General features: G+C 65.7%; 16 protein-coding genes and 2 tRNA genes. 9 read left to right on the top strand and 9 right to left on the bottom strand.

Translation table 11 applies throughout. The features are described 5' to 3' along the window. Positions 1–10: 10 nt before the first annotated feature. Positions 11–1,759, bottom strand: a complete 1,749-nt coding sequence (msbA, locus tag ACTIEY_RS10505; RefSeq protein ID WP_439519442.1) for a lipid A export permease/ATP-binding protein MsbA — start codon at positions 1,757–1,759, stop codon at positions 11–13. Between the two features lie 248 nt (positions 1,760–2,007). On the opposite strand from msbA, the gene tolB reads away from it, so the two are divergent. The 8 genes from tolB (at position 2,008) to ACTIEY_RS10465 (ending at position 7,486) form a co-directional block, all read left to right on the top strand. Continuing rightward, positions 2,008–3,324: a Tol-Pal system beta propeller repeat protein TolB gene (tolB, locus tag ACTIEY_RS10500; RefSeq protein ID WP_439519047.1), complete on the top strand. Its 1,317-nt coding sequence runs from the start codon at positions 2,008–2,010 to the stop codon at positions 3,322–3,324. 161 nt (positions 3,325–3,485) lie between these two features. After that, positions 3,486–3,995 (top strand): peptidoglycan-associated lipoprotein Pal, encoded by a 510-nt coding sequence (gene pal, locus ACTIEY_RS10495; RefSeq protein ID WP_439519441.1) that lies wholly within the window; start codon positions 3,486–3,488, stop codon positions 3,993–3,995. 5 nt (positions 3,996–4,000) lie between these two features. Next, entirely contained in the window at positions 4,001–4,783 is a 783-nt protein-coding gene (gene ybgF / locus ACTIEY_RS10490; protein WP_439519046.1) for a tol-pal system protein YbgF, read from the top strand. Between the two features lie 62 nt (positions 4,784–4,845). Next, on the top strand, positions 4,846–5,958 hold the full coding sequence (locus tag ACTIEY_RS10485; protein WP_439519045.1) for a YeeE/YedE family protein: 1,113 nt from the start codon (positions 4,846–4,848) through the stop codon (positions 5,956–5,958). Next, positions 5,955–6,794 carry a tRNA threonylcarbamoyladenosine dehydratase gene (locus ACTIEY_RS10480; protein WP_439519044.1) on the top strand — a complete coding sequence of 280 codons (840 nt, stop codon included), beginning with the start codon at positions 5,955–5,957 and terminating at the stop codon, positions 6,792–6,794. Before ACTIEY_RS10485 ends, ACTIEY_RS10480 begins: the two co-directional genes overlap by 4 nt. A gap of 74 nt (positions 6,795–6,868) precedes the next feature. Then, positions 6,869–6,944, top strand: a tRNA-Lys gene (locus ACTIEY_RS10475). A gap of 44 nt (positions 6,945–6,988) precedes the next feature. Then, positions 6,989–7,064, top strand: a tRNA-Lys gene (locus ACTIEY_RS10470). A gap of 194 nt (positions 7,065–7,258) precedes the next feature. Then, positions 7,259–7,486 (top strand): hypothetical protein, encoded by a 228-nt coding sequence (locus tag ACTIEY_RS10465; protein ID WP_439519043.1) that lies wholly within the window; start codon positions 7,259–7,261, stop codon positions 7,484–7,486. A 6-nt stretch (positions 7,487–7,492) separates the two neighbouring features. Here ACTIEY_RS10465 and ACTIEY_RS10460 read toward each other — a convergent pair whose 3' ends face one another. The 8 genes from ACTIEY_RS10460 to dapC all read right to left on the bottom strand — a co-directional run bounded on the left by ACTIEY_RS10460 (position 7,493) and on the right by dapC (position 15,695). After that, positions 7,493–7,990 (bottom strand): MaoC/PaaZ C-terminal domain-containing protein, encoded by a 498-nt coding sequence (locus ACTIEY_RS10460; RefSeq protein ID WP_439519042.1) that lies wholly within the window; start codon positions 7,988–7,990, stop codon positions 7,493–7,495. Positions 7,991–8,072: 82 nt separating this feature from the next. Next, positions 8,073–8,321: a GlsB/YeaQ/YmgE family stress response membrane protein gene (locus ACTIEY_RS10455; protein ID WP_439519041.1), complete on the bottom strand. Its 249-nt coding sequence runs from the start codon at positions 8,319–8,321 to the stop codon at positions 8,073–8,075. 42 nt (positions 8,322–8,363) lie between these two features. Then, on the bottom strand, positions 8,364–10,313 hold the full coding sequence (locus ACTIEY_RS10450) for an ABC-F family ATP-binding cassette domain-containing protein (protein WP_439519040.1): 1,950 nt from the start codon (positions 10,311–10,313) through the stop codon (positions 8,364–8,366). Continuing rightward, positions 10,310–11,203, bottom strand: a complete 894-nt coding sequence (gene prmB / locus ACTIEY_RS10445) for a 50S ribosomal protein L3 N(5)-glutamine methyltransferase (RefSeq protein ID WP_439519039.1) — start codon at positions 11,201–11,203, stop codon at positions 10,310–10,312. Before prmB ends, ACTIEY_RS10450 begins: the two co-directional genes overlap by 4 nt. 10 nt (positions 11,204–11,213) lie before the next feature. Continuing rightward, on the bottom strand, positions 11,214–12,386 hold the full coding sequence (gene dapE / locus ACTIEY_RS10440; protein ID WP_439519038.1) for a succinyl-diaminopimelate desuccinylase: 1,173 nt from the start codon (positions 12,384–12,386) through the stop codon (positions 11,214–11,216). Between the two features lie 7 nt (positions 12,387–12,393). Beyond that, complete coding sequence (locus ACTIEY_RS10435) at positions 12,394–13,554, bottom strand: PilT/PilU family type 4a pilus ATPase (RefSeq protein WP_439519037.1); 1,161 nt, start codon at positions 13,552–13,554, stop codon at positions 12,394–12,396. Between the two features lie 43 nt (positions 13,555–13,597). Continuing rightward, complete coding sequence (gene dapD / locus ACTIEY_RS10430) at positions 13,598–14,422, bottom strand: 2,3,4,5-tetrahydropyridine-2,6-dicarboxylate N-succinyltransferase (protein ID WP_439519036.1); 825 nt, start codon at positions 14,420–14,422, stop codon at positions 13,598–13,600. A 49-nt stretch (positions 14,423–14,471) separates the two neighbouring features. Then, positions 14,472–15,695, bottom strand: coding sequence for a succinyldiaminopimelate transaminase (gene dapC / locus ACTIEY_RS10425; RefSeq protein WP_439519035.1), 1,224 nt, complete (start codon positions 15,693–15,695; stop codon positions 14,472–14,474). 117 nt (positions 15,696–15,812) lie between these two features. Between dapC and smc the strand changes: the two genes are divergently transcribed. After that, positions 15,813–19,331: a chromosome segregation protein SMC gene (smc, locus tag ACTIEY_RS10420; RefSeq protein WP_439519034.1), complete on the top strand. Its 3,519-nt coding sequence runs from the start codon at positions 15,813–15,815 to the stop codon at positions 19,329–19,331. The last annotated feature ends 23 nt before the right edge of the window (positions 19,332–19,354 follow it).

Genomic DNA, 19,354 nt, shown 5'->3' with positions numbered 1-19,354 from the left:
CTGGCTGCGCTCAGCCGCTGGAGCCCAGCCCTTGAGAGTGCAGTCGCGCGTAAAGGCCGTCGGCCGCGAGCAATTGCGCGTGCGTTCCCTGCTCGGTGATGCGGCCCTCGGCCAGCACCACCACGCGGTCGGCGTGCTCGATGGTGGACAGGCGGTGGGCGATCACCAGGGTGGTGCGCCCTTTCATGAGACGCGCCAGCGCTTCCTGCACCAGGCGCTCGGATTCGTTGTCCAGGGCCGATGTGGCTTCGTCCAGGATCAGGATGGGTGCGTCCTTGTAGATCGCCCTGGCAATGGCCAGGCGCTGCCGCTGTCCACCCGAGAGTTCCGTGGCGTTGTGTCCCACCGTGCTGTGGACGCCCTGGGGCAGGCGCGTCACGAGCTCGCTCAGGTTGGCCGATGCCAGCGCCGCGTGCACGCGCTCGATATCGATCTGCGCGTCGGACGCGCCCAGCGCCACGTTGGCGGCCAGTGTGTCGTTGAGCATCACCACGTCCTGGCTCACCATGGCGAACTGGCGCCGCAGGTTGGCCAGTTCCCAATCGGGCAGGGCCACGCCGTCCAGCAGCACCTGGCCTTCGTCCACCTCCACGAAACGCGGCAGCAGGTTGACCAGCGTGGTCTTGCCCGAACCCGATGGACCCACCAGGGCGAGCACCTCGCCGGGCTTGATGTCCAGCGAAATGCCACGCAGCGCGGTGCGTCCGTGCTCGTCTGCCTGACTGGACTCAGCGCCTTCCTTGGCCGGATATCGGACCCATACCGAACGCAGCTGGATCTCGCCCAGCACACGTTCGGCGCGGTGGGAGCCGCCGGTCTGTTCCGGTGTGTGCTCGATGAGTTCGAGCCCGCGCTCGAGGGCAGCCAGGCCACGCGTGACGGGCGCGGTGATCTCGGCAAGGTGCCGGATGGGCGTGATCAGCATGAGCATGGCGGTGACGAAGGCCACGAAGTTGCCCACCGTCACGCCGCTGGAGCTGCTTTGCCAGAGCGCAACGGCGATCACCGCCGAGAGCGCCGCCGAAGCCAGCAGCTGCGTGAGCGGCGTCATGGCGGCCATGGCCACGGTGGACTTCAGCGCCAGGCGCCGCAGCGCCACGCTGAGCAGGTCGAAGCGTTCGGACTGGCGTTGCTGCGCACCGTGCAGGCGAACCATGCGGTGGGCCAGCGCGTTCTCTTCGACCACATAGGCCAGTTCGTCGGTGGCGTGCTGGTTGTCGCGGGTGAGCTGGTAGAGCCGGCGCGATAGCACCCGCATGATGAAGATCAGGCCCGGGAACACCGTGAGCACGATCAGGGTGAGGCCCCAGTTCAGGTAGAACAGATAGCCCAGCAGGGCGAGCACGGTCAGGCTGTCCTTGGTGAGCGTCAGGATGGCAGAGACCAGCATCTGCGAGCCGTTCTGCACCTCGTACACCAGGGTGTTGGAAAGCTTGCTGGCGCTCTGCCTTGAGAACAGCGTCATCTGCGCATCGTTGAGCTTGATGAACATGGCCCGCCGCAAGTTGAGCAGACCCAGGCTGGCGGTGTAGGACAGGGTGTACTGCGCCACGAAGCCGGCCATGCCGCGCAGGCCGAACAGGCCCATGAGCGCCACGGGCACCATCCACAGCGGAATGCTTCCTTCGGTGAACCCCTGGTCGAGCAACAGCTTGAGCAGGGCGGGAATCATGGGCTCGGTGAGCGCGCCGATCACCGTGCTCACCGCGGCCAGCACGATGCCTGTCTTGGCCGAACGGAAATAAGGCCACAGTCGCATGAGGCGCTGCGACAGGGTGCCCTCCAGAGGCTTGTGCGGGGTGTTGGCTTCGGTCAATTGCAGGTCGATTCGGGATTTCGCGGGATTCTGCGGAACATTGCGCGGCGGCCGGAATCAAGCAGCCACCTCCAAACCCCTGACCGCGCTCACATCTTGTCACGGTAGGGGGTAAGGCCTCCGTTATTATCAGTTGGTTGGTACCGGCAACCCGAGCCGGGCCGCCACCCAGGAAAAGCGACACACACAGGATGCTGGATTTGACCCGACCCGAAATGCTGGCCCCCCTTCCGAGACGACGCGTGCTCGGCCTGGTTTCTTCACTGCCGCTGCTCACCTGGCCCCTGACCGAGGCACGCGCCCAGTTTCGCGTCGAGGTGTCTGGTGTGGGTCTCACCCAGTACCCGATTTCTGCCGTGGGCTTCCGTGGCAACGACGTGGCCAGCGAGAACATCGCAGCCATCGTTCGTGCCGACCTGGAGCGCAGCGGCCAGTTCCGTTTTGTGGAACCCATCAGCGCCGGGCTGGACGAAACCTCGCGTCCCGATCTGGGGCCCTGGCGAGAGAAGGGTGCCGACTCGCTGCTGACCGGCAGCGTCACAAAGCTCGCGGATGGTCGCTTCGACGTGCGCTTCCGACTCTGGGACGTGGTGCGCGGACAGGACCTGGGTGGCTTGAGCTACCCGGTAAGCGCACAGGACCTGCGCCTGGCGGCCCATCGGGTTGCCGACCATATCTTCGAGAAGATCACCGGGGTGAAGGGCGTGTTCTCCACGCGCATCGCGTACGTCACCAAAGCGGGGCCGCGCTACAACCTGTGGGTGGCCGACGCCGATGGCGAGAACGCACGGGCCGCGCTAACCAGCCCGGAGCCCATCATCTCGCCAAGCTGGGCCCCCGGCGGCGCACAACTGGCCTATGTGTCCTTCGAGGCCCGCAAGCCAGTGATCTATGCGCACGACGTGGCGTCCGGCAAACGTCGCCTGCTGGCGAACTTCAAGGGCTCGAACAGCGCACCGTCCTGGTCGCCCGACGGCCGCTCGGTGGTGGCCACGCTCTCGCTCTCCGGCAACACGCAGATCTACGCCATGGATGCCGCCGGCGGCGAGCCGCGCCGACTGAGCCAGACCGCGAGCATCGACACCGAACCCGTGTTCAGCCCCGATGGCGCCAACATCTATTTCGTCAGCGACCGAGGTGGTTCTCCGCAGATCTACCGCATGAGCGCGCAAGGCGGCAGTGCGCAACGGCTCACCTTCAACGGCAACTACAACATCTCGCCCGCCCCGAGCCCGGACGGGCGGTGGCTGGCGTTCATTTCGCGCATCGGCGGAGGCTTCCGTCTGCACGTGATGGACATCGCCAGTGGCACCGTCACTGCGCTCAGCGAATCCAACGCCGACGAAAGCCCGAGCTTCGCCGCCAACAGCCGCATGATCATCTACGCCACGCGCGACCGTGGACAGGAGGCGCTCATGACCACGACCGTCGACGGGCGCATCAAGACCCGTCTGGCAGGTTCGCAAGGCGACATCCGCGAGCCGGAATGGGGTCCGTTCCTGCGCTGAGCTGACCCTCGCCAGCCGGTCCGATTCCTGCATTCACCCAACCGTTTTTTCATTCCATCCGATTCAGAGGAAATCCCATGTCCCACATCCCAACTTCCGCCCGACTTGCTCCCCGTGACCGTCTTGCCCAGCGCTGGCTGCGTCTGATCGCCGGCCTGGGCATGGTTGCCGTGCTTGCCGCCTGCAGTTCCGGCGTCAAGCTCGATGACGTGCCCGTGGAAGACCGCGCTGGTACCGCCACAGGTGCGGGTGGCGCCGGTGCCGGTGGCCAGGGTGGTGCGGTGGATCCGCGCGGTGTCTCGGGCGTGTCGGTGGCCGGCTCTGACGCCGCGCAACCCAATGCACTGACTCGCGTGGTGTATTTCGACTACGACAGCTTCGAGGTGAAGGCGGAGTTCGCTGCCACGCTGGAAGCCAATGCGCGTTACCTCAATGCCAACCGCACGCGTCGTGTCGGTCTGGAAGGCCACACCGACGAACGCGGTGGCCGTGAGTACAACCTGGCGCTGGGCCAGAAACGCGCAGAGGCCGTTCGCCGCGCGCTCAGCCTGCTCGGCGTGAGCGAAGCGCAGATGGAGGCGGTGAGCTTCGGTGAAGAAAAGCCGGCGCAGACGGGCCTGGACGAGTCGGCCTTTGCCAAGAACCGCCGCGTTGAACTGACTTACCGTTGATTTCCATGGCGAACCCGCTGCGCTCCGCACCTGGCCTGCTGGGCTCGTGCGCCCTGGCCGTCGCGGCCCTCTGGCCTGTGCATGCCCACGCCATCTTTGGCGACGACGAGGCACGCCGGGCCATCATCGAGTTGCGTCAGAAGGTCGACAAGAACCAGGCGGACACGGCCGCTGCGAACGCCGAGGCCAGGGAAAATTCGGCTGCCACCAGGCGCAGCCTGCTGGAGTTATCGAACCAGATCGAGCAGTTGCGAGCCGAGCTTGCCCGACTGCGCGGACAGAACGAGCAACTCGCGCGCGAAGTTTCTGAACTCCAGCGCCAGCAGAAGGACGTGCAGGCCGGCGTCGAAGAGCGCCTCCGTCGAGTTGAGCCGCTGCGCATCGAGCACGACGGCCAGAGCTTTACCGCCGCGCCCAACGAGAAGCGCGACTTCGACGCGGCCATGGACCTGCTGCGCAAGTCCGAGTTTGGCCCGGCGGCAACGGCGTACGCGGGCTTCCTGCAGCGTTACCCCGCCAGCGGTTACACGCCCTCCGTGCTCTACTGGCAGGGCAACGCGCAGTACGCCAGTCGCGCCTACAAGGAGGCCGTGGAGAGTCACCGCCGACTGCTGCGCGATTTCCCCGACCACATGCGCACGCCGGAAGCCATGCTCGCCATGGCCAATAGCCAGTTCGAGCTGAAAGACCCGAAGGGCGCTCGCAAGACGCTCGAGGATCTGGCGAAGGCCTATCCGCATTCCGAAGCCGCGGCCGCCGCGCGCGACCGCATCGCCCGCCTGCGCTGAACGCTGCGGCACGCATGCCCTCGCGGGCGTGCGGGCGAGGGCCCCCACCTACAATGGCGGCCATGGAAATCGCCGACCTACTCAAGTTGCAGACCCAGGTGCTCTGGGCAGCATTCGCCGTGGCCGTGGCCTTTGGCTTCATTGCGCAGCGCACCCATTTCTGCACCATGGGCGCCATCAGCGACATCGTAAACATGGGCGACTGGACCCGCATGCGCATGTGGGGCATGGCGGTGGGCGTGGCGATGATCGGCTTTTACGGCATGGCCTGGCTGGGCTGGATCGACGGTGGCAAATCGATCTACACATCGGGCCGCATCATCTGGCTTTCGGCCCTGGTGGGCGGCGGATTGTTTGGTCTGGGCATGGTGTTGGCCTCAGGCTGTGGCAGCAAGACCCTGGTGCGCATCGGTGCGGGCAGCCTGAAGTCGCTCGTGGTGTTCTTCGTCATGGGCTTTGCCGCCTTTGCCACGATGCGTGGCGTCATGGCGGTGCTCAGGGTGAACACCGTGGATCGCGTGGCCTTCGAGATTCCGGCCGGGGGTGCCATACCTTCCTGGTTCTCGAGCGGCATGGGCGTCGATCCCTCCATCACCGGACTGGTCGTCGCGCTGATCGTGGGTGGTGCGCTGTTGGTGTGGGCGTTGGTTGGTCCCGGCTTTCGCACCTTCAACAACCTGCTAGCCGGTCTGGGCATTGGCCTGGTGATCGTGGTCATGTGGTGGGTGAGTGGCCATTTCGGCTTCGTGCCGGAGCATCCCGAAACGCTGGAGGCCGTCTACCTCGCCACCAACACCGGGCGCATGGAATCGCTCACGTTCACCGCGCCCATGGCGTACACGCTCGACTGGGTGATCTTCTTCAGCGACACCTCCAAGGTACTGACCTTCGGCGTTGTCACCGTGGTGGGCGTGGTGGTGGGTTCGCTGGTGTGCTCACTGATCGAAGGCAGCTTTCGGTGGGAGGGCTTTCGCACCACGCAAGACACCGCACTTCACCTCGCCGGTGCCGCGTGCATGGGCGTGGGTGGGGTGACGGCGCTGGGTTGCACGGTGGGGCAGGGTCTCTCGGGCCTGTCCACCTTGAGCATCACCAGCGTCATTGCGGTGACCGGCATCGTCCTCGGCGCCATCGTCGGGTTCCGGTTCCAGATGTGGCTGCTGGATCGCGAGTGAACGACGACACGCCAGGCGCCGAGTCCTTCGAACGCCGCTTCGGTGGGCTGCGGCGGCTCTACGGCGTTGAAGGCGCGCAGCGCATCTTCGATGCCCATGTCGTGGTGGTCGGCATCGGTGGCGTGGGCTCGTGGTCTGTGGAAGCCCTGGCCCGCAGCGGCGTACGCCGACTCACGCTGATCGACCTGGACCACGTGTCCGAATCCAACATCAACCGCCAGATCCATGCGATGGAAACCACGCTGGGTCAGGCCAAGTCCGACGCCATGCGCGAACGCATCGCACTGTTCCACCCCGCCTGTGTGGTGGACGTGATCGACGACTTCGTGACGCCTGACAACTGGCCGGGCGCGTTGAACGCCTTGCCCGGGATGGCGCAAGGTTTGCCTTCGGCGCTTGTGGATGCCTGCGACCAGGTTCGCGCGAAAACCACCCTGGCGGCCTGGGCGCAGGCGAATCAGGTTCACTTTGTGACCGTGGGCGCCGCCGGTGGGAAGCGCCAGGCCCAGCAGGTGGAGGTGGCCGATCTGGCCGAGACCACACACGACCCGCTCCTGGCCCAGCTTCGGTACCGCCTTCGCAAGCAGCATGGGGGTGCACGCAGCGGCCGCATGGGCGTGGCCTGTGTGTTCAGCAGGGAACCCGTGGCGCCGCCCGATGCCTCCTGCGGCATTGAATCGGGAGACGGCTCGCTCAACTGCCATGGGTACGGATCGGCCGTGAGCGTGACGGCGACGTTCGGCTTCAGTGCGGCTGGCGCGGTGATGAACGTCCTGGCCGCTGGCGCGGTAAAAAAGAAAGGCGCTGCTCAGAGCGCCGCAACAATGACGCTATAATTTGAGGCTTCGCGTAGCAGTCCACAAGACTCGAATCCAGGCTCGGCGAGCTCGTTTTCACGCACATCCCCCCGGGGGCGTTAGCTCAGTTGGTAGAGCAGCGGACTCTTAATCCGTAGGTCGAGTGTTCGAGTCACTCACGCCCCACCAGCGTTTCTCCGCTGGTTGTCCATGGCAACCAGGCCGTTTTTGATGGGACGTTAGCTCAGTTGGTAGAGCAGCGGACTTTTAATCCGTTGGTCGGCAGTTCGAGCCTGCCACGTCCTACCAGACAGCCCCCACGGGGCTTAAAAAGCCTGCTATCTAAACCGTAGCAGGCTTTTTCTTTTGCATCTCCGCACCGGTGGCGCGCCCATCACCCGCAGTGTGCACATTTCAATGCGACTTTGTCCTACAGCCGACGTGATCTTCGCGCGCGAAACTCCGGCGTCCCCGTCGTCAACTTTTTCCTCTGTGGAGGCCGCATGAGATCCGCTGTGGAGTTCTGCATCTGTGGAATCGCCCTGTTCGTCGCCGTCGTCTCTGGCCTCTACCTGGCCATTGCGCTGGGTTTCGGGGAGCCGATCTGGGAGCCTCTGGCGACGATGGCGGTGGCCATCGGTGCCATGGGCTTGTTGGGATTGTTGCGGACGGACGAAGACCTTGAGCAAGGACTTCACAGCGTGGTGGTGGAGCCCGACTCGCCGCATTGATCCCGCTCAGGCGCCGGCAGTGGCCTGCGCCTGCGTCGGCTTTCGAAGAAAGAGGTTGGGCACGAGGGTGGACTGCACGACCTCGCCGCGCTGGTTGATCACGTCCCGGGCGAACTGGATCACGCCGAACGCGGGTTTGCGGGTGGGGCGCTTGGAGGTGACCGTGACCTTCACGTGAAGGGTGTCGCCGGCCTTCACGGGATGAAAGATCTCCCATTTGTCCAGGCCCAGCATAGCCACCACGCGGCCGTGCTGGAATCCTGTCTGATAGGTAAGGCCTGCCGCTATCCCGAAGACCATCCAGCCGTGAGCCAGTACTTCGCCATACGGCTGCTGGCTGCAGAACACGTCGTCCACATGCGGGGCATTGAAGTCGCCCGACATGCATGAAAAATTGACGATGTCTGCCCGCGTGATGCTGCGTGAGGGGGAGATGAAGACGTCACCGACGTCGAGCTCTTCGTAGTACCTGCCGCGCGTGGGGCCTTGAGGGGTGGTGGTCATGCTGCTCCTAGATCATTGGGTCGATGATCCAGAAGTGTATTATGGTCTGACCATTTTCAAGCAAGCCACCCCCGGCTCTGGATCATTTCTTCTTGATGAAGCCGTAGATCACCAGCAGGATGATGGCGCCGATCACCGACGCAATGAACCCCACAGGCTCGCCTTGTTGGTAGAAACCGAGCGCCACGCCGAGGTAGCCCGCGAGGAAGGCGCCAGCCACGCCCAGGATGGCGGTCATGATCCAGCCCATGCCGTCGTCGCCGGGTTTGAGGGCCCGGGCGATGAAGCCGGCGATGAGACCGATAAAGAGAGTTCCGAGAATCGACATCATGGCGGGGGCCTTCCTTTGAAATGAGGGATCCCTCAGGATACCTCAGGCCCCCACCGCGTCGATGGCTTCCTGCAGTTCCAGCCATCGAGACTCAAGGGTCTCGTTCTCGTCGTTCAAGGCCTTGAGGCGCTTGCCGGCATCGGCAATCTCGGCCGGACTGAGCGGTTGTCCCATGGCCGCTTCGAGGCGTTGCTTCTCCTGCGCCAGCGCGGCCATGCGTTTCTCGGTCTGTTCCAGTTCCTTCTTCAGCGGCCTGGCTTTCTCAGCCAGCTGCTGCCGACGCTGCTTCTGCTCGGCCGCGGGTACCACCACCACCGGTGCGCGCTGCTGCTCACGCTGTTCCTGCCGTTGGGCCTCGCGCGACTGCTTGGCCATGTCCAGCAGGTAGCGCTGGTAATCGTCCAGGTCGCCATCGAAGGGCTCGATGCCGCCGCGCGACACCAGCCAGAACTCGTCGCACACCGCACGCAGCAGCGCCCGATCGTGGCTGACGAGCATCACGGTGCCCTCGAATTCATTGAGCGCCACCGACAGCGCTTCCCGTGTGGCGAGGTCCAGGTGGTTGGTGGGCTCGTCGAGCAGCAGCAGGTTGGGGCGCTGCCACACGATCATGCAGAGGACGAGACGCGCCTTCTCGCCGCCGCTCATGCTGCCCACGGTCTGCTTGACCTGATCGCCGCTGAAATTGAAATTGCCCAGGAAGCTGCGCAAGTCCTGTTCGCGCGTGGGCTGGCCGCTCAAACGGCCTTCGGCGGTGCATTCGCGCACCAGTCGGATCATGTGCTCCAGCGGCGTATCGGCGGGGCGCAGCACGTCCAGTTCCTGCTGGGCGAAATACCCGATGTTCAGGCCCTTGCCCTCGGTGATCTGGCCTGCCAGTGGCTGCAGGTCGCGCGCAATGGTCTTGACCACGGTGGACTTGCCCTGGCCGTTGGCTCCGAGGATGCCGATGCGCTGGCCCGCCAGCACCGAGCGGCTGATGTTGCGCACGATGACGGTGGGTTCGCTGCCTTCGTCGGGCGGTGGATAGCCAAAGCTGGCGTCTGCCATGGCCAGCATGGGGTTGGGCAGGTTCTGCGGCTCGGCAAATTCGAACGTGAACTCCGCGTCGGCCAGTACCGGGCCGATCTTCTCCATGCGCTCGAGTGCCTTCACGCGGCTTTGCGCCTGCTTGGCCTTGCTGGCCTTGGCCTTGAACCGGTCGATGAACTTCTGCAGGTGCGCCATCTTGTCCTGCTGGCGTGCGTAGGCCGACTGCTGCAGCGCCATCTGTTCGGCCCGCATGTCCTCGAAGCGGCTGTAATTGCCTCCGTAGCGCGTGAGCTGGGCCGCGTGAATGTGGATCGTGACGTCCGTGACGGCGTCGAGAAACTCCCGGTCGTGGCTGATGACGAGCATGGTGCCTTCGTATCGCTTGAGCCAGGCTTCCAGCCAGACCAGGGCATCCAGGTCCAGGTGGTTGGTGGGTTCGTCGAGCAGCAGCAGGTCGCTCGGGCACATGAGCGCGCGCGCGAGCTGCAGGCGCATGCGCCAGCCGCCCGAGAAACTGTCAACCGGTCGCTCGAGCTCGTCGGTGCGAAAGCCCAGGCCCAGGATGAGGGCCTGCGCGCGGGCAGCGGCGTCGTGCTCACCGGCGTCGTGCAGAGCCATGTAGGCGTGGGCCATGCGTTCGCCGTCGCCGCTGTCTTCGGCTGCGCTCACTTCCTCACGCGCCTGCAGCAGGGTCACGTCGCCTTCGATGACGAACTGCGTGGCCGGCATGTCGGTCTCGGGCATGTCCTGGGCCACCTGCGCCATGCGCCATTGCGGTGGCACGTAGAAGTCGCCCTTGTCTTCGTGCAGGGTGTGGTTGAGCAGGCCGAACAGGCTGGACTTGCCGGCGCCGTTGCGGCCGACCAGACCGACTTTCTCGCCGGGGTTGATGGTGCAGGAAGCGCCATCGAGCAGCACCTTCGCACCGCGGCGAAGGACCAGATTTTTCAGGGTGATCATGGGGAGGGCGCTTGCGAGAGCGGCAGCGCCAGCAGCGATTCGTGGGTGAGCAGAAGGACCTGGTCGTCGCCGGCGCTGGTGGCCAGCCAGACGGCTTGCAGACCGGGGAAGGCGGCCTCGAAGTGCTCGCGTTCGTTGCCGATCTCGAGCACGAGCACGCCGTGGGGGGTGAGGCATGACGGCGCGTCGCGGAGCAGGGCGCGGACGAAGTCCATGCCATCGGTGCCTCCGGCCAGCGCCATCACGGGTTCGGCGCGGTATTCCGCCGGCAACAACGCCATGCTTTGCGCGTTCACGTAAGGCGGATTGCACAGGATCAGGTCCCAGGGACCCGGGCAGGCGGCCAGACCATCGGACTCGACCAGCGCGATGCGGTCGGCCAGACCGTGGCGGTGGACGTTGATGCGGGCCACTGCGAGGGCATCGGCGGAAAGGTCGGCTCCCGTGACGCGCACGTCCGGGTAGGCCAGGGCCGCCAGCACCGCGAGGCTGCCGTTGCCCGTGCAGAGGTCCAGCACGTCACGGGTGCCTTCGTCCAGCCAGGGATCGATCGAACCTTCGGCCAGCAGTTCGGCGATGAAGCTGCGCGGCACGATGGTGCGTCGGTCGACATGGAAGGACACGCCCTGGAGCCAGGCTTCCTGCGTCAGGTAGGCGGCGGGCTCGCGGGAGTCGATGCGCCGCTGGACCAGCGCCAGGGCGCTCGACTGTTCGTCTGCCGTGACCGGACGTTGGGCCAGCGCGTCCACATCGCTGTCCAGCGGCAGACCGAGCTGCCACAGCACCAGCCAGACGGCTTCGTCGCGGGCGTTGGTGGTGCCGTGGCCGTAGGCGAGCTGCGCCGCTTGTAGCCGCTGGCACGACACGTCGAGCAGGTCGGACAGATTCACCGGCTCCCTTTCACGCGCCGGCGCCGGTCGCGCTCGAGAGCAACTCCAGCGTGCGCCGGTAGACGTTCTTCACCGGTTCGATGTCGGCCAGCGCCACGTGCTCGTCGATCTTGTGGATCGTTGCGTTGGGCGGGCCGAACTCGATCACCTGGTCGCAAACCTGCGCAATGAAACGCCCGTCGCTGGTGCCGCCGGTGGTCGACAGCGTCGTCTGCACGCCCAGTTCGTCCACGATCGCCTGGCGCACCGCGTCCACCAGGGTGCCGGGCGGCGTGAGGAACGGCCGGCCGCCGAGTGTCCAGGCCAAGTCGTAGTCGGTACCTTCGGCCAGGCCGTGGCGCTGCAGCAGTTCACGCACACGCTGCTGCAGGCCTTCGGGCGTGGACTCGGTGGAGAAACGGAAATTGAAGTCGATCACCACGGTTCCGGGAATCACATTGCTCGCACCCGTTCCAGCGTGGATGTTGCTGATCTGCCAGCTGGTCGGCGGAAAAAACGCGTTGCCCTCATCCCAGGTGGTGGCGACCAGTTCGGCCAGCGCGGGTGCGGCCACGTGGATGGGGTTCCTTGCCAGATGAGGGTAGGCGATGTGGCCCTGCACGCCTTTGACGGTGAGCTTGCCGCTCAGGGTGCCCCGCCGGCCATTCTTGATCATGTCGCCGGTGCGCTCGACCGAGGTGGGTTCGCCCACGATGCACCAGTCCAGCCGTTCACCACGTTGCTTCAAGGTGTTGCACACGATCACGGTGCCGTCCACCGCAGGGCCTTCCTCATCGCTGGTGAGGAGGAAGGCAATGTCGATGCCAGGTTGCGGATGGGCGGCCAGGAACTCTTCGCATGCCACGACCATGGCCGCGAGCGAGGTCTTCATGTCGGCGGCCCCCCGCCCGAACAACTTGCCGTCGCGGTGGCCGGGCACGAAGGGATCGCTGGTCCAGGCATCCAGCGGGCCGGTGGGGACGACGTCGGTGTGGCCAGCAAACACGAGCGTGGGACGCAGTCCGGTGCCGAGCCGGGCCCAGAGGTTGGTGACGCGGAAATCCGCCGGTCCGCTCTCCAGCGTTTCGCAGGTGAAGCCCATGGACGTCAGCCGCTCAGCGATCAGCGCCTGGCAGCCCTCGTCCCGGGGGGTCACGGAGGCGCGCGCGATCAGTTGCTCGGTGAGTCGCAGGGTGGCGGACATGTGGAGGTCAGAACTTCACGTCCAGCGTGAACTCGGTGAAGGTGGCCACGTCGGTGTTCTCTTCTTCGCCCGGCGAGGCAGCGTCGGCCGCCTTGGTGGAGTTGAAATCGTTCTGCAGACGCCAGAGCAGGTTGTTGGGGGAGTCGGCGTGGGCCAGGCCTTCGTTGCGCGACACCAGTCCGTCGCTGATGAGCCGGGAAAGGTCTTGCTCGAAAGTCTGAGAGCCCTCGGCCAGCGATTTCTCCATGGCTTCGCGCACACCCGAGAAGTCGGCCTTCTGGATCAGGTCGGCAATCAACGACGTGTTGAGCATCACCTCCATGGCCGGAACGCGCCCGCCGGTGTGGGTGCGCAACAGCCGTTGCGAGACGATGGCGCGCAACGCGGCAGCGAGGTCGCCCAGCATGGTGGGACGCACTTCCACCGGGTAGAAGCTCAGGATGCGGTTGAGCGCCTGGTAGCTGTTGTTGGCGTGAAGGGTGGCCAGGCACAGGTGGCCGGACTGCGCGTAGGCGATGGCCGCCGACATGGTCTCGCGGTCGCGGATCTCGCCGATCAGGATCACGTCCGGCGCCTGGCGCAGGGCGTTCTTGAGGGCGATCTGCAAGGAAGCCGTGTCTGGCCCGATCTCGCGCTGGTTCACCACCGATTTCTTGTTGCGGTAGACGTATTCGATCGGGTCCTCGATCGTGAGCACGTGTCCGGTGGTGCGTTCGTTGCGGTGATCGATCATGGCCGCCAGCGTGGTGCTCTTGCCGGCGCCGGTCGCCCCCACCATCAGCACCAGGCCGCGCTTTTCCATCACCAGTTCGGCGAGCACCGGCGCCACGTTGAGGGAGTCCAGCGCAGGGATGTCGCCCGGCACGAAACGGATCACCACCGCGATGTGGCCGCGCTGGCGGAAAGCACTGACGCGGAAGTTGCCCAGGCTGTCCAGCGGCACGGCCATGTTGAGTTCGCCGGTTTCGTGCAACTCTTCCATGCGCGTGGCCGGGACGATTTCGGAGAGCAGGTTGCGCGGCGCTTCCGGCGGCAGCACCTGGCTGTTGATGGGGATGGTCTGCCCGTTGATCTTGATCATCGCGGGCGCATGCGCCGTCAGGTACACGTCCGAGGCCTTCTTGTCGGCCATCAGGCGCAGGATGCGTTCCATGGTTCCGCTGCTCATGCCGTGTTCCTTTGTGGATTCAAGTTGCCGGAGCGACCTGGCCTCAATCCCTGAGGAGGTCGTTCAGACTGGTTTTCGAACGTGTCTGCGCGTCCACCCGCTTGACGATGATGGCCGCGTACAGGCTGTACTTGCCGCCGTCCTTGGGCAGGCTGCCGCTGATCACCACCGAGCCCGAAGGCACGCGGCCGTAGCTCACTTCGCCCGTGGCGCGGTCGTAGATGGGGGTGCTCTGGCCAATGTAGACGCCCATGGAGATCACCGAGTTTTCTTCCACCACCACACCCTCGACCACTTCCGAGCGTGCGCCGATGAAGCAGTTGTCTTCAATGATGGTGGGGCCAGCCTGCAGGGGTTCGAGCACGCCGCCAATGCCGACACCACCCGAGAGGTGCACGTTCTTGCCGATCTGGGCACAGGAACCCACGGTGGCCCAGGTGTCGACCATGGTGTTCTCATCCACATAGGCGCCGATGTTGACGTAGCTCGGCATGAGGATCGCACCCTTGGCGACGTAGCTGCCGCGGCGTGCGACGGCCGGCGGCACCACGCGCACGCCGGTGGCCTTCATCTCTGCTTCGCTCAGGTGGGCGAACTTGGTCTTGACCTTGTCGAAGAAAGCCAGGTCGCCGCTGCGCATCACCTCGTTGTCCTTCAGGCGGAACGACAACAGAACGGCTTTCTTGATCCACTGGTGCACCGTCCACTGGCCCACGCCCTGCCGGGTGGCCACGCGAAGGCGGCCCTTGTTGAGCTCGGCAATCACGTGCTCGACCGCTTCCAGCACTTCCTTGGGCGCGGAGGCAGGCGAGAGTTCGGCGCGGTTGTCCCAGGCGTTGTCGATGAGGGTTTGCAGTTGTTGGGTCATGGAACTTGGAACAAATGTGAACAGGAGAGGGACGAAGAGGAGCCGCGCCTCAGACGCGGCGCGAAACGAACTCGACGATGCGGCTGGCGGCTTCGAAACACTCGGCGGGTTCCGCCACCAGCGCCATGCGAATCCGGCCCGTGCCGGGGTTGACGCCGCCGGTCTCGCGGGCGAGGTAGCTCCCGGGCAAGACCGTCACATTGTATTGAGCCAGCAACTCGCGGGCGAAGGCCTCATCGGGACTCAGGCCCCCGCTGGCCCGGGCAAAGGATGCTGGCACGCCCGCCCACAGATAGAACGCGGCATCGGGCAGGGCGACGTCGAGCACCTGGGCCAGCAGCGGGGTGACCTGGGCGAATTTCTCGCGGTACTGGCGCCGGTTGTCCACCACGTGGGCTTCGTCGTTCCAGGCGGCGATGCTGGCGGCCTGGACCGCGGGACTCATGGCGCCGCCGTGGTAGGTGCGGTAGAGCAGAAAGGCCTTGATGAGCGTGGCGTCGCCGGCCACGAACCCGCTGCGCAGGCCGGGCACGTTGCTGCGCTTGGACAGGCTGGTGAAGCTCATGAGCCGCGGGAATCCGGTGCGGCCCAGGCGCTGCGCCGCCTCCAGGCCGCCCAGTGGCGGTTCTTCCCGGAAATAGATCTCGCTGTAGCACTCATCGGAGGCAATCACGAAGCCATGCCGGTCGCTCAGCTCGAACAGGCGTTGCCATTCCTCCAGGGGCATCACGGCGCCCGTGGGGTTGCCGGGCGAACACACGTAGAGCAATTGCGTGCGGGCCCAGACGGCCTCGGGCACGCTGTCCCAATCAGTGGCGAAATTGCGCGCCGCGTCGCTGGCCACGTAGTGCGGCTCTGCGCCGCCCAGGAAGGCCGCACCCTCGTAGATCTGATAGAACGGATTGGGCATCACCACCGTGGCGCCTTCGCGCGTGGGATCGATCACCGTCTGCGCGAAGGCAAACAAAGCCTCGCGCGAACCGTTGATGGGCAGCACCTGGGTGGCCGGATCGAGCGCGATGCCGTAGCGCCGCTGCACCCAGCCTGCACAGGCTTTGCGCATGGCGGGTTCACCTGCGGTGGCGGGGTAGCCGGTGAGGCTGGTGTCGAGCGATTCGGCCAGCGCCTTCTTGAGAAAGTCGGGAGTGGCGTGGCGGGGTTCGCCGATGCCGAGGCTGATCGGTCGCAGGGCCGGGTTGGGGGTGACGTCCGAGAAGAGCCGGCGCAGCCGTTCGAAGGGATAGGGCTGCAGGCGCGCGAGCAATGGATTCATGGCAGGGGATTATCGGGGCTGCTGCCCACGGTATCATCGACCACCGCGGCGGCGCAGACGTCGCGGTAAAAATGCCTTTGAATTCAATCACTTGGCTTTGCCACGGGGCCTTCCAGCGTGCGTCTCAACTCGATCAAGCTCTCCGGCTTCAAGTCCTTCGCCGAACCGACCAACTTCATGCTGCCTGGTCAGCTGGTGGGCGTGGTCGGGCCCAACGGCTGTGGCAAGTCGAACATCATGGACGCCGTGCGCTGGGTGCTGGGCGAATCCAAGGCGTCGGAACTGCGTGGCGAGTCCATGCAGGACGTGATCTTCAACGGCACCAACACGCGCAAACCCGCCAGCCGCTCCAGCGTGGAGCTGGTGTTCGACAACAGCGACCACCGCGCCGGTGGGCAGTGGGGCCAGTTCGGTGAGATTGCCGTCAAGCGCGTGCTCACGCGCGACGGCACCAGCAGCTACTACATCAACAACCAGCCCGTGCGCCGGCGCGACGTGCAGGACGTCTTTCTGGGCACCGGCCTGGGGCCGCGTGCCTACGCCATCATCGGCCAGGGCACCATCAGCCGCATCATCGAGAGCAAGCCCGAAGAGTTGCGTCTGTTCCTCGAGGAAGCTGCCGGCGTCTCCAAATACAAGGAACGCCGCCGCGAGACCGCGCACCGCCTGGCGGACACGCGCGAAAACCTCACGCGCGTGGAAGACATCCTGCGCGAACTCAACGCCAACCTGGACAAGCTGGAGAAACAGGCCGAGGTGGCCGCGCGCTACAACGCGCTGCAGGCCGGCGCCACGCTCAAGCAGCACCAGCTGTGGTTCTTGAAGCGCAGCGAAGCAGAGTCCGACCAGGTGAAGGTGAAGACCGACGCCGCCCAGGCCGTGAACGACCTGGAGGCGCGCACCGCCGACCTGCGACGCATCGAATCCGAACTGGAAACCATCCGCCAGGCGCACTACGCCGCGGGCGACCAGGTCAACCAGGCGCAGGGCAGGCTGTACGAGGCCAGCGCCGAGGTCGGCAAGCTCGAAGCCGAGATCCGTTTCGTGGTGGAAGGCCGCCACCGGGTTGAGCAGCGCTTGCAGCAATTGAAGGAACAGATTGGCGCCTGGGCCACCCGCAGCCAGGACGCTGCGGTGGAACTGGAACAGATCGCCGAGTCGCTCGTGCAGGCCGAGGATCAGTCGGTCGTGCTGGCGGCGCAGGGCGAAGAGCAATCGGTCGCACTGCCTGCACTGGAAGACAAGCTTCGCCAGGCCCAGGCGCGTGCCAATGAGCAACGCACCAGCGTCACGCAGGTGCAACAGCAGATCCAGGTGCTGGCGGCCGAACAGCGCAATGTGGAAGAACAGAGCCGCGCGCTCAACCAGCGCCGCGAGCGCCTGGTGGCCGACCGCAATGCCCTGGCAGCGCCGGACGAAGCGCGCCTGCTGAATGCTCAGGCGCAACTGGCCAGCGCGCAGGAAACCGCCGAGATGGCCGACGCGGTGTTGCACGAACTGCAGGACAGCGTGCCCCAGCTCGACGAGGGTCGCCGAGTGGCGCAGCAGGCGGTGAACCAGGAATCCGCACGGCAGGCCGATCTGTCGGCGCGCATGGAAGCGCTCAAGGCGCTGCAGGAAAAAGTCAAGACCGACGGCAAGCTCGCGCCCTGGCTGGCCAAACATGGCCTCGACGGCCTGCAGGGCCTGTGGAGCCGCATCCACATCGAAACCGGCTGGGAGAACGCGCTGGAAGCCGCGCTGCGCGAGCGCATGGGCGCGCTGGAGGTGTCGCGCCTGGAGATGGTTCGTGCCTTCGGCAACGACGCGCCGCCGGCCAAGCTGGCGTTCTACAGCCCGCCTGCCGGCGCTGCTGCCTCTGCCAGCGCCACGGGACTCAAGCCCCTGGCGGGCTGGTTGCGCCTGAACGACGCCGGGCAGCAGGCTCTGCTGGCCGAATGGCTGCACGGCTGCCTGACGGCCGCCAGCCTGGAAGAAGCACTGGCCGAGCGCGAACGGCTGCAACCCGGCGAGGTGATCTTCGTCGCCAGCGGCCACGCCGTCACCGCGCACAGCGTGAGCTTCTACGCGCCCGACAGCGAGCAGGCCGGTCTGCTCGCGCGCGCACAAGAAATCGAGAACATCGACAAGCAGGTCAAGGCGCAGGTGCTGATTGCCGAGCAGGCCCGCGCCGCCCTGATCCGGGCCGAAGCCGCTTACACCGACGCTTCCCAGCGCCTGGTGAGCGCGCGGCGCGAAGCCGCTGAATCGCGTGGCCGTGCGCATGAACTGCAGGTGGAAGCGCTGCGCCTGACCCAGCTGGCGGAGCAGACCCGCGCTCGCAGCGAGCAGATCGCTGGCGACCTGGCCGAGGTGGATGCGCAACTTGAAGAACTGCAGGAACGCCGAGTCACGGCCGAAGCCCGGTTTGAAGAGCTGGACATGCAGCTGGCGGACAGCCAGGAGCGCCATGCCCAGCTCGACGACCACGTGATCGAAGCCGAGCGTGCGCTCAATCAGGCGCGGGAGCAGCAGCGTTCGCTCGAACGCACGGCCCAGGAGGCCACCTTCGCGCTGCGCAGCCTGCAAGCGCGGCAGGGCGAACTGCAACGCGCCATGGAGACGGCTGCCTCGCAGGAAAAATCACTGGCCGAAGAGCAGCAGCGTGCCGGCGACGAGTTGGGCCGGCTCAACGATGCTGCCGCCCAGGCTGGCCTGCAGGACGCGCTGGCCATGAAGCTCGAGCGCGAACAGGCCCTTGGCGCACTGCGCAGCCAGTACGACGACCTCACCGCCAAGCTGCGCGCCAGCGACGAACGCCGCCTGCAACTGGAACGCGAGCTCGAGCCGCTGCGCAACCGCATCACCGATTTCCAGCTCAAGGAACAAGCTGCGCGCCTTGGGGTGGAGCAGTACAGCCAGCAGCTCGAAGAGGCGCAGGCCGATCTCGCCGCCGTGGCACAGAGCATCACCGAAGGCAATGTGCGCCTCTCGGGCCTGCAGGGTGAGATCGACCGGCTGCACCGGGAGATCCAGTCGCTCGGCGCGGTGAACCTCGCGGCGCTCGACGAGCTCACGGCCGCCAGCGAGCGCAAGACCTTCCTGGACGCGCAGTCGGCCGATCTGGTCGAGGCCATGAACACGCTGGAAGACGCGATCAGGAAGATCGACAACGAAACACGCGATCTGCTGGGCAGCACGTTCGAGACGGTCAACACGCACTTCGGCAAGATGTTCCCCGAGCTGTTCGGGGGCGGCAACGCGCGGCTGGTGATGACGGGCGAGGAGATCCTGGACGCCGGCGTGCAGGTGATGGCCCAGCCGCCCGGCAAGAAGAACCAGACCATCCACCTGCTCTCGGGCGGTGAAAAGGCGTTGACGGCCATTGCGCTGGTGTTCGCCATCTTCCAGCTCAACCCCGCGCCCTTCTGCTTGCTGGACGAGGTGGACGCGCCGCTCGACGATGCCAACACCGAACGCTACGCCAAGCTGGTGATGACCATGGCGAAGGAAACGCAGTTCCTCTTCATCAGCCACAACAAGATCGCCATGGAAATGGCCGAGCAACTGATCGGCGTGACGATGCAGGAGCAGGGGGTCTCGCGCATCGTGGCGGTGGACATGGAATCTGCGGCCGGCATGCTCGAATCGACCTGACACCACACCAGCGGGACCACACC

This window comes from Hydrogenophaga sp., assembly GCF_051858985.1.
In the GTDB taxonomy this organism is placed as follows: Bacteria; Pseudomonadota; Gammaproteobacteria; order Burkholderiales; family Burkholderiaceae_C; genus Hydrogenophaga.
This window is presented reverse-complemented; position numbering and strand designations above follow the sequence as displayed.

Bases quoted from the DNA above. Each gene is read 5' to 3' on its own strand.
- ACTIEY_RS10465 (WP_439519043.1), top strand. From the start codon at position 7,259: ATGAGATCCGCTGTGGAGTTCTGCATCTGTGGAATCGCCCTGTTCGTC.
- ACTIEY_RS10455 (WP_439519041.1), bottom strand. From the start codon at position 8,321: ATGATGTCGATTCTCGGAACTCTCTTTATCGGTCTCATCGCCGGCTTC.
- dapE (WP_439519038.1), bottom strand. From the start codon at position 12,386: ATGTCCGCCACCCTGCGACTCACCGAGCAACTGATCGCGCGCGCCTCC.
- dapD (WP_439519036.1), bottom strand. From the start codon at position 14,422: ATGACCCAACAACTGCAAACCCTCATCGACAACGCCTGGGACAACCGC.
- pal (WP_439519441.1), top strand. From the start codon at position 3,486: ATGGTTGCCGTGCTTGCCGCCTGCAGTTCCGGCGTCAAGCTCGATGAC.
- ACTIEY_RS10485 (WP_439519045.1), top strand. From the start codon at position 4,846: ATGGAAATCGCCGACCTACTCAAGTTGCAGACCCAGGTGCTCTGGGCA.
- ACTIEY_RS10450 (WP_439519040.1), bottom strand. From the start codon at position 10,313: ATGATCACCCTGAAAAATCTGGTCCTTCGCCGCGGTGCGAAGGTGCTG.
- msbA (WP_439519442.1), bottom strand. From the start codon at position 1,759: ATGCGACTGTGGCCTTATTTCCGTTCGGCCAAGACAGGCATCGTGCTG.
- ACTIEY_RS10460 (WP_439519042.1), bottom strand. From the start codon at position 7,990: ATGACCACCACCCCTCAAGGCCCCACGCGCGGCAGGTACTACGAAGAG.
- ybgF (WP_439519046.1), top strand. From the start codon at position 4,001: ATGGCGAACCCGCTGCGCTCCGCACCTGGCCTGCTGGGCTCGTGCGCC.
- tolB (WP_439519047.1), top strand. From the start codon at position 2,008: ATGCTGGATTTGACCCGACCCGAAATGCTGGCCCCCCTTCCGAGACGA.
- ACTIEY_RS10435 (WP_439519037.1), bottom strand. From the start codon at position 13,554: ATGAGCAGCGGAACCATGGAACGCATCCTGCGCCTGATGGCCGACAAG.
- dapC (WP_439519035.1), bottom strand. From the start codon at position 15,695: ATGAATCCATTGCTCGCGCGCCTGCAGCCCTATCCCTTCGAACGGCTG.